This is a genomic window from Streptomyces sp. NPDC041205, from assembly GCF_055591765.1.
The window spans coordinates 1,124,540-1,136,892 of the sequence record NZ_JBVIZH010000002.1 but is presented as its reverse complement, the minus strand read 5'-3'; the positions used below and the strand labels follow the sequence as shown (position 1 = coordinate 1,136,892).

Genomic DNA, 12,353 nt, shown 5'->3' with positions numbered 1-12,353 from the left:
TCGAATACGCATGCTTTTCCCTGGCCCGGGCAGGTGCTCCCGGCTACCACGAGTGATCAGGTGGGGCAAACGGCAGAAACTGCCAGGAACGGAAGGCAAGAGGGACGTGTCCGCACAACAGACCATCCACGTGGCGGGAGAGTGGCGTGGCGCCGCCTCCGGCGCGACCCGCGAGATCATCGACCCCGCGGATGCCAAGCCGTTCGCGACCATCGCCGAGGGCGGTGCCGAGGACGCCGACGCGGCCGTCGCCGCCGCGCGCGCGGCCTTCGACGAGGGCTCCTGGCCGGGCACGCCGGTCGCCGAGCGCGCCGCGCTGCTGCGCCGCGTCGCCGACCTGCTGGTGCGCGACCGCGAGGAGATCGGCCTCCTGGAGAGCCGGGACGCGGGCAAGACCCTCGAAGAGGGCCGCGTCGACGTCGACTGCGTCGCCGACGCCTTCCGCTACTTCGCCGACCTGGTGATCGGCGAGGGCGCGGGCCGGGTCGTCGACGCCGGGTCCGACGACATCCACAGCGTCGTCGTGCACGAGCCCATCGGCGTCTGCTCCATGATCACGCCCTGGAACTATCCGCTGCTCCAGGCCAGCTGGAAGATCGCCCCCGCCCTCGCGGCCGGGAACACCTTCGTGATCAAGCCGAGCGAGATCACGCCCCTCACCACGGTCGCGCTCATCGAGCTGCTCGCCGAGGCCGGCCTGCCCGCCGGTGTCGCCAACATCGTCACCGGCCCCGGCCACACCGTCGGCGCCCGCCTCGCCGACCACCCCGACGTCGACCTGGTCTCCTTCACCGGCGGCCTCGTCTCCGGCACCAAGGTCGCCCAGGCCGCCGCCCTCGGCGTGAAGAAGGTCGCCCTGGAGCTCGGCGGCAAGAACCCCAACGTCGTCTTCGCCGACGCCTGCGCCACCGACGAGGGCTTCGACACGGCCGTCGACCAGGCGCTGAACGCCGCCTTCATCCACAGCGGGCAGGTCTGCTCCGCCGGTGGCCGCCTCATCATCGAGGAGTCGGTGCGCGAGCGCTTCGTCGCCGAACTCGCCCGCCGCGCCGAGAAGATCAAGCTCGGCCGGGGCACCGAGGACGGCGTCGAGTGCGGCCCGCTGGTCTCCAAGGAGCAGCGCGAGAAGACCGAGGGATACGTGGCCTCCGCGCTCGCGGAGGGCGCCGTCCTGCGCTCCGGCGGCAAGCGGCCCGAGCCCACCGACGCCCGCCCCGCGACCGGCTACTTCTACGAGCCGACCGTGCTCGACCAGTGCCACCGCGAGATGAAGGTCGTCCGCGAGGAGGTCTTCGGCCCGGTCCTGACCGTCGAGACCTTCCGCACCGAGGACGAGGCCGTCGCCCTCGCCAACGACACCGAGTACGGGCTCGCGGGCGCCGTGTGGACCACCGACTCCGGGCGCGCCCGCCGGATGGCCCGCCGGATGCGCCACGGCACCATCTGGATCAACGACTTCCACCCCTACCTGCCGCAGGCCGAGTGGGGCGGATTCGGCAAGAGCGGCGTCGGCCGCGAGCTGGGCCCGGCCGGACTCGCCGAGTACCGCGAGGCCAAGCACGTCTACGAGAACCTCGCGCCGAAGCCGGTGCGGTGGTTCGCGGGCTGAGCCGCCCGCCTCCCCCTTACGCGCAAGCACCTTGTACGACCTCGCAGGAAGAGGAGCAGTTCCCCCATGGCTGAAACGAACGAGTACGACTACGTCATCGTCGGCGGCGGCACCGCCGGTTCCGTGATCGCCTCCCGGCTGACCGAGAACCCGGACGTCACCGTCGCCGTCATCGAGGGCGGCCCCAGCGACATCGACCGCGACGACGTCCTGACGCTGCGCCGCTGGCTCGGCCTGCTCGGCGGCGAGCTCGACTACGGCTACACCACCACCGAGCAGCCGCGCGGCAACTCGCACATCCTGCACAGCCGCGCCAAGGTCCTCGGCGGCTGCTCCTCGCACAACACCCTGATCTCCTTCAAGCCGCTGCCGTCCGACTGGGACGAGTGGGAGGAGGCCGGGGCCACCGGCTGGAACGCCGAGGCGATGGACCCCTACTACGGCAAGCTGCGCAACAACGTCGTACGCGTCGCCAAGAAGGACCAGAACCAGATCGCCACCGACTGGGTCGAGGCCACGAAGACCGCGCTCGGCGTGCCCGAGGTCGTCGGCTTCAACGACAAGCCCTTCGACGAGGGCGTCGGCTTCTTCGACCTGGCGTACCACCCGGAGAACAACAAGCGCTCCTCCGCGTCCGTCGCCTACCTCCACCCCCACATGGAGGCCGGTGACCGCCCGAACCTCCACCTCTTCCTGGAGACCTGGGCCACCAAGCTGGAGTTGGACGGCAAGACCGCGCGCGGCGTCCACATCCGCACCAAGGACGGCGTGGAGAAGCTGCTCACCGCCCGCCGCGAGGTGCTGGTCTGCGCGGGAGCCGTCGACACGCCCCGGCTGCTCATGCTCTCGGGCATCGGGCCGAAGAAGGACCTCGAAGCCCTCGGCATCCCGGTCGTCCACGACCTGCCGGGCGTCGGCGAGAACCTCATCGACCATCCGGAGTCGGTCATCGTCTGGGAGACCAACGGGCCGATCCCCGGCAACTCCGCGATGGACTCGGACGCCGGTCTGTTCGTGAAGCGGGACCCGGCCCACAAGGGCCCGGACCTGATGTTCCACTTCTACCAGATCCCGTTCACCGACAACCCGGAGCGGCTCGGCTACGAACGCCCCGAGCACGGTGTGTCGATGACGCCGAACATCCCCAAGTCCCGCGCCCGCGGCCGCCTCTACCTGACCTCCGCGGACCCCGAGGTGAAGCCCGCCCTGGACTTCAAGTACTTCGAGGACGAGGGCGACTACGACGGGCGGACGCTCGTCGACGGCATCAAGCTGGCGCGGAAGGTCGCGCAGGCCGAGCCGTTCAAGAAGTGGCTCAAGCGCGAGGTGTTCCCCGGCCCCGAGGTCACCGACGACGCGGAGATCGGCGAGCTGGTGCGCAAGGCCGCGCACACCGTCTACCACCCGGCAGGGACCTGCCGAATGGGCGCCTCCGGTGATGAACTCGCGGTCGTCGACCCGGAGTTGAAGATCCGGGGCCTAGAAGGAATCCGTATCGCGGACGCATCCGTCTTCCCGACGATGCCCGCCGTGAACCCGATGATCGGAGTGCTCATGGTCGGGGAGAAATGTGCCGAGATCCTGGGAGGTGACGGCCGATGAGCGACACCGCGACCGTCACCCCTGCCGCCGACGCGGCCACCGACACCGTCTTCGCCGTCAACAACCTCTGGAAGGTCTTCGGCCCCAAGGCCGAGACCATCCCGGGCAACGCTGAACTCACCGGCCTCGACCCCGCGGAGCTGCGCGAGCGCACCGGCTGCACCGCCGCCGTGCGCGATGTGTCCTTCGAGGTGAAGAAGGGCGAGGTCTTCGTCGTCATGGGCCTGTCGGGCTCCGGCAAGTCCACGCTCGTGCGCTGTCTGACCCGGCTCATCGAGCCGACGTCGGGATCGGTCGAGATAGACGGCGAGGACGTCCTCGCCATGGACAAGAACCGGCTGCGCGAACTGCGCCGCCACCGCGCGTCCATGGTCTTCCAGCACTTCGGCCTGCTCCCGCACCGCACGGTCCTCGACAACGTCGCCTACGGCCTGGAGATCCAGGGCGTGGCGCGCGCCGAGCGCCGCGAGAAGGCCATGAAGGTCATCGAGAAGGTCGGCCTCGAAGGCCTGGAGCAGCGCAAGCCCGGCCAGCTCTCCGGCGGCCAGCAGCAGCGCGTCGGCCTCGCCCGCGCCCTCGCCGCCGACCCCGAGGTCCTGCTCTTCGACGAGCCGTTCAGCGCCCTCGACCCGCTGATCCGCCGCGACATGCAGGAGGAGGTCGTCCGCCTGCACCGCGAAGAGGGCCGCACGATGGTCTTCATCACCCACGACCTCAGCGAGGCCCTCAAGCTCGGCGACCGCATCGCCCTCATGCGCGACGGCCGCGTCGTCCAGCTCGGCACGCCCGAGGAGATCGTCGGCTCGCCCGCCGACGACTACGTCCGCGACTTCGTCCGGGACGTGCCGCGCGAGCAGGTCATGACCTGCCGCAGCGCGATGCGTCCCGTCGACGCCGACGCGGACGAGGACGCCTTGGGCCCGGCCATCGCGCCCGACGCGACGGTGTCCGAGGCCATCGAGGCCGTGGCGCGCTCCGGCTTCCCGGCGCGCGTGATGGACGGCGGCCGGTGCCTGGGCGTCGTGGACCACGAGCAGCTGATCGGCGTCGTCGCGGGCGTGGCCCCCAAGAGCGCCGCGGGCGCTGCCGGGCGCGGCGAGCCGTCCGCGAAGGCGGGCACCTCGATACGTAAAGAGGTAACCGGCGAGGTGGCTTCCTGATGGCCACCGCCACCGCTTCGACTCCCGTACGAGATACCGGGATCGGCGCCCTGCTGCGCCGCCGCGCCGTCGTCAAGCTCCTGCTGCTCGCCGTCGTCGCGGCCGTCGCCGTACCGATCCTCAACGCCAAGTGGGCCTCCGGCGCCTGGCCGGACGCGCTCACCGTCGACCTGACCGAGCCGCTCACCAAGGCCAGCGACTGGATCATCGACAACCGCGACAGCCACTGGCTGTTCACCTACTTCTTCGGGCACATCTCCAACGCCGTCGTGCTGTCCGTGCGCGGCGTCTACCTGGTGCTGCTCGCCGCGGGCTGGGCGGGCGTCACCGTCGCCGCGGGCGCCGTCGCCTGGCGCGTCGCGGGCCTGAAGCTCGCCGCCCTGGCCACCGCGGCCTTCGCCGTCTGCGGCCTGCTCGGCATGTGGGTGCCGACGATGCAGACGCTCGCGCTGATGGTCGTCGCCGTGCTCGCCTCGGTGATCCTCGGCATGCTCCTCGGCCTCGCCGCAGGCCTGAACGACCGGATCTTCCGCCTGATGCGCCCGGTCCTCGACACCATGCAGGTGCTCCCGGCCTTCGCGTACCTCCTGCCCGTCGTGCTCGTCTTCGGCATCGGCGTGCCCGCGGCCGTCCTCGCGACGGTCGTGTACTCGGCCCCGCCGATGGCCCGCCTGACGGCCCTCGGCCTGCGCGGCGCCGACGGCGGCGTGATGGAGGCGGTGGCGTCCCTCGGCGCGACCGCGCGCCAGCGCCTGCTGTCCGCGCGCCTGCCGCTGGCCCGCAAGGAACTCCTCCTCGGCCTCAACCAGACCATCATGATGGCCCTCTCCATGGCCGTCATCGCGTCCGTGATCGGCGCGGGCGGCCTCGGTGACCGCGTCTACCAGGCGCTCTCCACGGTCGACGTCGGCCAGGCCCTCGCCGCCGGCATCCCCATCGTGCTGCTCGCCGTCGTCCTCGACCGCGTCACCGGCGCGGCGGGCGAACGCCTCGGCGCGCACGCCGAGGACAACTCGCCGCTGCGCGGCTGGCGCGGCTGGTCCATCGCCGCCGCCGTGACCCTGGCCTGCGCCCTCGCGGCCAGGTTCGCGGACCGCCTGGAGTGGCCGACGAGCTGGGTCGTGCAGATCGCCGAGCCCGTGAACACCGCCAAGGACTGGATGGTCGACCACCTGTACACGGGCGTGCCCGTGGTCGGCGGCACGGCGGACTGGGCGGCGCACTTCACCACGTACGTGCTCGACCCGGTGCGCGACGGCCTGCAGGGCCTGCCCTGGTGGTCGGTGCTCCTGATCGTGGCGGCCCTCGCCTGGGTGATCGGCACCTGGCAGACGGCGCTCACCGCGGTCCTCGCGATGGCGGCGATCGGCGTCATGGGCGTGTGGAACGCGTCCCTCGACACCCTCTCCCAGGTCCTCGCGGGCGTCGCCGTCACCCTCGTCCTGGGCTTCGCGATCGGCATCGCGGCCTCGCGCAGCCAGCGCCTCGAACGCCTTCTGCGCCCCGTCCTCGACGTCTTCCAGACGATGCCGCAGTTCGTGTACCTGATCCCCGTGGTCGCCCTGTTCGGCGTGGGCCGCGCCCCCGCCGTCGCCGCGGCCGTCGTGTACGCGCTGCCCGCCGTCATCCGCATCACCACGCAGGGCCTGCGCCAGGTGAACCCCGCCGCGATGGAGTCCGCGAAGTCCCTCGGCGCCACGAGCTGGCAGCAGCTCCGCCAGGTCCAGCTTCCGCTGGCCCGCCCCGCGCTGATGCTCGCCCTCAACCAGGGCGTCGTGCTCGTCCTCGCCGTCGTCGTCATCGGCGGTCTCGTCGGCGGTGGCGGCCTCGGCTACGACGTCCTCGCCGGTCTCGCCCGCGGCGACCTGGCCACCGGTCTGGTCGGCGGTGTCGCCATCGTCTGCCTCGGCCTGATGCTCGACCGCGTGACGCAGCCGACGGAACGCCGCGCGAAGAAGGGAGCGTGACCATGCGTACACGTACGCGAGTGACGGTCGCGCTGGCCGGTGTGGGCGCCCTGCTGGTCCTCTCCGGCTGTGGCAAGGCCGACATGAGCAAGCAGTCGTCCCCGTACGCGAACGCGGCGGGCGCCAAGACCGTGACGCTGTCCGTGCAGTCCTGGGTGGGCGCGCAGGCCGACGTCGCCGTGGCCGAGTACCTGCTCAAGAACGAGCTGGGCTACCGCGTCGACAAGGTCCAGATCGACGAGATCCCCGCCTGGGACGCCCTCAGCCAGGGCCGCGTCGACGCGATCATGGAGGACTGGGGCCACCCGGACCAGGAACAGCGCTACATCAAGGACAAGAAGACGATCGTCTCCGGCGGTGACGTCGGCGTCATCGGCCACATCGGCTGGTACGTCCCGACGTACTTCGCCAAGAAGCACCCCGACGTCACGAACTGGAAGAACCTCAACAAGTACGCCAAGGACTTCCGTACGCCGGAGAGCGGCGGCAAGGGCCAGCTCATGGACGGCTCCCCGTCCTACGTCACCAACGACAAGGCCCTCGTCGAGAACCTCGACCTCGACTACAAGGTCGTCTTCGCGGGCTCCGAGGCTGCCCAGATCACCCAGATCGAGCAGTTCGCCAAGCAGCAGAAGCCCTTCCTGACCTACTGGTACAAGCCCCAGTGGCTCTTCAAGAAGGTCCCCATGACGGAGGTGAAGCTCCCCGCCTACAAGGAGGGCTGCGACGCCGACCCCGCCAAGATCAAGTGCGCTTACCCGCACACGCCTCTCCAGAAGTACTTCAACGCCGACTTCGCCAAGAACGGTGGCAAGGCGGCGCAGTTCCTGAAGAACTTCAAGTGGTCCGAGGCCGATCAGAACGAGGTGTCCCTCATGATCGCCGACAAGAAGATGTCGCCCGAGGACGCGGCGAAGAAGTGGGTCGAGGCGAACGGGGCGAAGTGGCGGGGGTGGCTGCCGAAGTAGCGGTTCCCTCGCGGGGCGCCCCAGTCCCGCCCCTTCTCCGAAACCGGGGGCTGCCGCCCCCTGGACCCCCGCTATCGGCGCTCCGCGCCTCGTCCTCAAACGCCGGACGGGCTAGATGTGTGCTGCTGCCGTATTTCAGCCTCTCCGGCGTTTGAGGAGCGGGGTCTGGGGCGGAGCCCCAGGATCGGGAAGGGGCGGGGTTGGGGAGCCCCAGGCAAGGCCCTACCTCAGCTCCGCCGCCACGTCCCGCAACCCCTCCATCGCCCGGAACAGCAACCCCGGCCCGAAGGTGACGCGGGTGGCCCCCAGTTCACCCAGTTCCTTGGGCGAGGGCCCGCCCGGGAGGAAGACGAAGTTGAGGGGCCCCTCGATGCCTGCCCGCAGGGCGGGGATCACGTCGACCGGCGCCTTGATGACGTAGACGCAGTCGGCCCCGGCCTCGACGTAGAGCCGAGCCCGCCGCAAGGTCTCGTCCAGGTCCGCGACCCCACGGATGTACGTGTCCACACGGGCGTTGATGAAGAGCTCGCGACCGGCGACGTCCCGCACGGCGGCGAGATGGTCGGCCTGCTCGTGGGGGTCTATGAGGGTGTCCGCCGGGGCGCCCTCGCGGCCCCGGGAGTCCTCCAGGTTGCACCCGACAACCCCGGCGTCGAGCAGCCGCCCGACCAACGTGCGGGCGGGCAACCCGTACCCGTCCTCGACGTCCGCGCTGACGGGCAGGGCCACGGCCCGGGCGATCCGCCCGACGGCCTCGAACATCTCGCGTGGCGGCACGGCCCCGTCGGCGTACCCGAGGGAGGCCGCGACGCCCGCGCTGGGCGTGGCGAGGGCGGGGAATCCGGCGTCCTCGAAGACGCGGGCGCTTGCGGCGTCCCAGGGTCCCGGCAGGACGAGCGGATCGGAGGGCGCCCGGCCACGGTGCAGGGCGCCGAACGCCTCGGCGGTGGCGGTCACTTGGGGTCTCCTTGCAGGCCGGCGGGGCGGTGCGCGGTGGAGCCCGGAGTGTAGTGGCCGGGCACCATGCGGGAGGTGACGCCGAACCGGTTCCAGCCGTTGATGAGGGTGATCGCCGCGATCAGGTGGGCGAGTTCGGAGTCGTCGAAGTGCTCGGCCGCGCGCGCGTACACGTCGTCGGGGACGAAGCCGTCGGTGAGGACGGTGACGGCCTCGGTCAGCTCGATCGCCGCGATCTCCTTGGCGGTGTAGAAGTGCCTGGACTCCTCCCAGGCGCTGAGCTGGATGATCCGCTCGACGCTCTCGCCCGCGGCGAGCGCGTCCTTGGTGTGCATGTCGAGGCAGAAGGCGCAGTGGTTGATCTGCGAGGCGCGGATCTGGATCAGCTCGAAGAGGACCGGGGCGACGCCCTTCTTCGCGGCGGCGGCGAACCGGATCATGGCCTTGTACGCCTCGGGGGCGAGCTCGGCCATGTTGAGGCGGGGGAGGTGCTCGGGGAGGCGGTCGCTGTCGGTGGTCGTCGGGTTCGTCGCTTCGGCCGTGTTCGTCGTCGTCATGGTTGGGACGCTACGTCGCGATTAGCCCACCGGTATGGTCCATTCCCATGGATAAATCCTGGGCCAATCGGGCCGCCGGGGGCGGCTCCGACAAGGATTCCGACAAGGTTTCCGACAAGGATTCCGGCGGCGATTGCGGGGGTGCTTCCGGGGGCGGCTCCGGCACCGGCGGCTGGAGCGTCGACCTCCACCTGGACACGGCGGGCGCGGCCTCCGGTACGGGCTCCCGCGCGGGCGTCCGCAAGAGGCTGACGGACGCGCTGCGCGAGGCGGTGAGGGGCGGCCGCCTCGCCCCCGGGACCCGGCTTCCCTCCTCCCGGACGCTCGCCGCGGACCTGGGCGTCGCCCGCAACACGGTCGCCGACGCGTACGCGGACCTGGTCGCCGAGGGCTGGCTGACGGCGCGGCAGGGTTCGGGCACCCGGGTCGCCGAGCGCGAGGTGCCGCGTCCGGCGGCGCCCGCGCGCCCGCCGAGGACGGGCGGCGCCCCGCTGTACGACCTGATGGCGGGCACGCCGGACCTGGCGTCGTTCCCGCGCGCGGAGTGGCTGAAGGCGGCCCGCCGCGCGCTGGCGGCCGCCCCCGGCGACGTACTGGGCTACGAGGACCCGCGCGGCCGTATCGAACTCCGCACGGCCCTCGCCGCCTACCTCGCGCGCGCCCGGGGCGTGCGCGCCGACCCGGACCGGATCGTCGTCGTGCCCGGCTTCACGCACGGCCTGACGCTCCTCGGTGAGCTGCTGCACGCGCGCGGGCTGCGGAGCGTCGCCGTGGAGTCGTACGGCCTCGACCTGCACTGGGAGCGGCTGACCCGGTGCGGCCTGCGCACCGTCCCACTCGCCTTCGACGAACTCGGCACCCGTACCGACGGGTTGGCGGACCACCGGGCCGTTCTGATGACCCCCGCCCACCAGTTCCCGATGGGCGTGCCGCTGCATCCCGACCGGCGGGCGGCGGCCGTCGACTGGGCGCGGCGCGCGGACGGCCTGATCCTGGAGGACGACTACGACGGGGAGTTCCGCTACGACCGCCAGCCGGTCGGCGCGCTCCAGGGGCTCGACCCCGACCGCGTGGTCTACCTCGGCACGGCCAGCAAGTCCCTGGCCCCTGGCCTTCGTCTGGCCTGGATGGTGCTGCCCGCCGAACTTGCCCTGGAGGTCGCCGAGTTGAAGTACGCGGCGGGGGCGGCCAGCAGTTCCCTGGACCAGGTGACGCTGGCGGAGTTCATGACGTCCGGGGCGTACGACCGTCATGTCCGGGCTTCCCGGCTGCGCTACCGGCGTCGGCGTGACCAGCTGGTCGCCGCGCTGGCCGAGCGGGCGCCGGATGTCCGGGTGACGGGGATCGCGGCGGGGCTGCACGCCGTGGTGCGGCTCCCGCCCGGTTCGGAGCAGAGTGTGGTCCGGGGGGCGCATTGGTTGCGGCTCGCGCTTCAGGGGGTGTCGCGTTTTCGGCATCCTCTGGCGGGGGCGCCTGTGGAGGACGCGCTGGTCGTGGGTTACGGGACGCCGCCGGACCATGCGTGGGCGGCGGCGCTCGACGCCCTGTGCCGGGCGTTGCCCTGACGGCCCCCGGCACGGCTGGGGCTGCGCCCCTGTCCCCCCTCATCGGCGCTCCGCGCCTCGCCCTCAAACGCCGGGCGGGCTGAATTCCCCTGCCTCGGCCCCACATCCCGGGCGGGCCGACAACCCCTGCCTCGGCCTCACATCCCGGGCGGGCCGACAACCCCTGCCTCGGCCTCACATCCCGGGCGGGCCGACAACCCCTGCCTCGGCCCCACATCCCGGGCGGGCCGACAACCCCCGCCTCGGCCCCACACGCCCCGCGGGCTGGACCCCCGCGCCCGGCTAGATCCCCCTCTGCTGCCCCAACCACTCCTCGAACGTCGTCGGCGCGATCCGCGCCCCCTCGCCCGGCAGCAGCACCTCGCCCGCCATCGACGTGCCGAACGGCCCCGACCACGTCGGCACCAGCTTGACCTCGCGGCCACGGGCGCGGTGGGTGCGGCGGGCCATGTCGACGAGGTCCTGGGTCTCGGGGCCTGCGACGTCGACGTACCGGCCCTGCGCCTTCGTGCCCGTGGCGATCTCCGCGAGGACGTCCGCCACGTCGGCGGGGGCGATCGGCTGGACCAGGAGGGGGGCGATCGTGGCGACGCCGTCCTGTTCGGTCCAGGCGGCGACCATCTCGGCGAAGTCGTGGAACTGGGTGGCCGGGACGATGGTCCACGGCACCGGGCCCTCGGCGACGAGGCGTTCCTGCTCGCGCTTGCCGACGTAGTGGGCGTTTCCTTCGACGCGGGACATTCCGGCGATGGAGAGGAGCACGTGGTGGCGGACGCCCGCCTGCTTCTCGGCGGCGAGGAGGTTGCGCGTGACGGTGCCGAAGAACGCGACGGTCTCCTCGGGGTCGGTGGCCGTGCAGTTGGTGGTGTCGACGACGGCCTCCACGCCCGCGAGGGCGGCGTCGAGCCCTTCCCCGGTGAGCAGGTCCACGCCGAGCGAGCGGCTGATGCGGACGACCTCGTGGCCCGCCTTCTCCAGGGCGGTGGTGGTGAGGGCACCGATGTTCCCGGTGGCTCCGGCGACGGCGATACGCATGACGGTTCTCCCCTGGTCGGTGTGGTGCCCGGTCGTGGCCGGCGAGGGAACAGTATCTCGGACTAAATCGATCCGCAATATCCTGGATCTGGGATGTCCGAGATAGACTCGGGGCCATGAAGCTGCCTGTGAGTACCGAGTGGGTGTTGCACTGCGCCACGTCGCTGGCGCAGTTGGAGCCGGGGGCGACCGCGTCGGCGGCGCAGCTCGCGGGCTACTTCGACGTGCCGCAGGCGTATCTGGCGAAGCAGCTCCAGCCCCTGGTCAAGGCGGGGGTCCTGGCCGCGACGACCGGCCCCCGGGGCGGCTTCCGCCTGGCGCGGCAGGCGGCCGAGGTCACGCTGCTCGACATCGTCGAGGCGGTGGACGGCGCGGCGTCTCCGTACGAGTGCCGGGAGATCCGGCAGCAGGGGCGGGGGGCGCTGCCCGCCGAGGACTGCCGGGCGGCGTGCCCCATCGCGGCGAAGATGGCCGACGCGCACGCCGCCTGGCGCGCCAGCCTGGCGGCCGTCTCTCTCGCCGACCTGCTGTCCGAGATCCCCTCCTGGGCCCCGGAGCGCACCCGCCGCCTCCTGACGGGCGCGGCCTGACCCTCGCCGCCGGGGGCGCGCGGGGGAGCGGGCCCGGTGCGGCCGGGATCCCCGCCCTTGTCGTGACGAGAGGCCAACTGCCCGACTTCTGAGGGCAGTTGCCCCGCGCTCGCGCGCCTGTTCGCGCCGTCCGGCTGCCCGCGCACCACCACGGACGCGCTCAGCAAGGTCACGAAGACCCAGTACGACGAGCGCGGCCAGGTCACGGAGGTGCAGCGACCGTGACGACGGGGCCTCGGTGAGCGTGCACGGGTTCCCCGACCCGGCGGACAACGTCGGCCCCGACGGCAAGCCGATCTCTGTAGCTGCGCTGAGCAAGAGCATCGCTCTGCCGGGCCTGCCG

General features: G+C 71.9%; 10 protein-coding genes. 7 read left to right on the top strand and 3 right to left on the bottom strand.

The window, feature by feature from the left end:
• Positions 1-106 precede the first annotated feature (106 nt).
• The 5 genes from ACZ6BG_RS12030 (at position 107) to ACZ6BG_RS12010 (ending at position 7,306) form a co-directional block, all read left to right on the top strand.
• The gene (locus ACZ6BG_RS12030) at positions 107-1,609 is read left to right on the top strand and encodes an aldehyde dehydrogenase family protein (protein ID WP_468999769.1); all 1,503 of its coding nucleotides are present in this window, start codon (positions 107-109) and stop codon (positions 1,607-1,609) included.
• A 66-nt stretch (positions 1,610-1,675) separates the two neighbouring features.
• On the top strand, positions 1,676-3,211 hold the full coding sequence (locus tag ACZ6BG_RS12025) for a GMC family oxidoreductase (RefSeq protein WP_468999768.1): 1,536 nt from the start codon (positions 1,676-1,678) through the stop codon (positions 3,209-3,211).
• Positions 3,208-4,371, top strand: a complete 1,164-nt coding sequence (locus ACZ6BG_RS12020) for a quaternary amine ABC transporter ATP-binding protein (protein WP_468999767.1) — start codon at positions 3,208-3,210, stop codon at positions 4,369-4,371. Before ACZ6BG_RS12025 ends, ACZ6BG_RS12020 begins: the two co-directional genes overlap by 4 nt.
• Positions 4,371-6,338, top strand: coding sequence for an ABC transporter permease (locus ACZ6BG_RS12015; protein WP_468999766.1), 1,968 nt, complete (start codon positions 4,371-4,373; stop codon positions 6,336-6,338). The genes ACZ6BG_RS12020 and ACZ6BG_RS12015 overlap by 1 nt, the downstream gene beginning before the upstream one ends.
• Before the next feature lie 2 nt (positions 6,339-6,340).
• Positions 6,341-7,306 carry an ABC transporter substrate-binding protein gene (locus tag ACZ6BG_RS12010; protein ID WP_468999765.1) on the top strand — a complete coding sequence of 322 codons (966 nt, stop codon included), beginning with the start codon at positions 6,341-6,343 and terminating at the stop codon, positions 7,304-7,306.
• A 222-nt stretch (positions 7,307-7,528) separates the two neighbouring features.
• Here ACZ6BG_RS12010 and ACZ6BG_RS12005 read toward each other — a convergent pair whose 3' ends face one another.
• Both ACZ6BG_RS12005 and ACZ6BG_RS12000 read right to left on the bottom strand, forming a co-directional pair.
• Positions 7,529-8,263: an isocitrate lyase/PEP mutase family protein gene (locus tag ACZ6BG_RS12005; RefSeq protein WP_468999764.1), complete on the bottom strand. Its 735-nt coding sequence runs from the start codon at positions 8,261-8,263 to the stop codon at positions 7,529-7,531.
• Positions 8,260-8,820, bottom strand: coding sequence for a carboxymuconolactone decarboxylase family protein (locus ACZ6BG_RS12000; RefSeq protein WP_468999763.1), 561 nt, complete (start codon positions 8,818-8,820; stop codon positions 8,260-8,262). Before ACZ6BG_RS12000 ends, ACZ6BG_RS12005 begins: the two co-directional genes overlap by 4 nt.
• Positions 8,821-8,867: 47 nt before the next feature.
• Here ACZ6BG_RS12000 and pdxR point away from each other — a divergent pair, with 47 nt between their 5' ends.
• The gene (gene pdxR, locus ACZ6BG_RS11995; RefSeq protein ID WP_468999762.1) at positions 8,868-10,385 is read left to right on the top strand and encodes a MocR-like pyridoxine biosynthesis transcription factor PdxR; all 1,518 of its coding nucleotides are present in this window, start codon (positions 8,868-8,870) and stop codon (positions 10,383-10,385) included.
• Between the two features lie 282 nt (positions 10,386-10,667).
• Here pdxR and ACZ6BG_RS11990 read toward each other — a convergent pair whose 3' ends face one another.
• A complete protein-coding gene (locus ACZ6BG_RS11990) occupies positions 10,668-11,420 on the bottom strand; it encodes an SDR family oxidoreductase (RefSeq protein ID WP_468999761.1) in 753 nt (250 codons plus the stop codon).
• 116 nt (positions 11,421-11,536) lie between these two features.
• Between ACZ6BG_RS11990 and ACZ6BG_RS11985 the strand changes: the two genes are divergently transcribed.
• Entirely contained in the window at positions 11,537-12,010 is a 474-nt protein-coding gene (locus ACZ6BG_RS11985; RefSeq protein ID WP_468999760.1) for an RrF2 family transcriptional regulator, read from the top strand.
• Positions 12,011-12,353 lie beyond the last annotated feature (343 nt).

Bases quoted from the DNA above. Each gene is read 5' to 3' on its own strand.
- ACZ6BG_RS12025 (WP_468999768.1), top strand. From the start codon at position 1,676: ATGGCTGAAACGAACGAGTACGACTACGTCATCGTCGGCGGCGGCACC.
- ACZ6BG_RS12020 (WP_468999767.1), top strand. From the start codon at position 3,208: ATGAGCGACACCGCGACCGTCACCCCTGCCGCCGACGCGGCCACCGAC.
- ACZ6BG_RS12015 (WP_468999766.1), top strand. From the start codon at position 4,371: ATGGCCACCGCCACCGCTTCGACTCCCGTACGAGATACCGGGATCGGC.
- ACZ6BG_RS12010 (WP_468999765.1), top strand. From the start codon at position 6,341: ATGCGTACACGTACGCGAGTGACGGTCGCGCTGGCCGGTGTGGGCGCC.
- ACZ6BG_RS12000 (WP_468999763.1), bottom strand. From the start codon at position 8,820: ATGACGACGACGAACACGGCCGAAGCGACGAACCCGACGACCACCGAC.
- pdxR (WP_468999762.1), top strand. From the start codon at position 8,868: ATGGATAAATCCTGGGCCAATCGGGCCGCCGGGGGCGGCTCCGACAAG.
- ACZ6BG_RS11990 (WP_468999761.1), bottom strand. From the start codon at position 11,420: ATGCGTATCGCCGTCGCCGGAGCCACCGGGAACATCGGTGCCCTCACC.
- ACZ6BG_RS11985 (WP_468999760.1), top strand. From the start codon at position 11,537: ATGAAGCTGCCTGTGAGTACCGAGTGGGTGTTGCACTGCGCCACGTCG.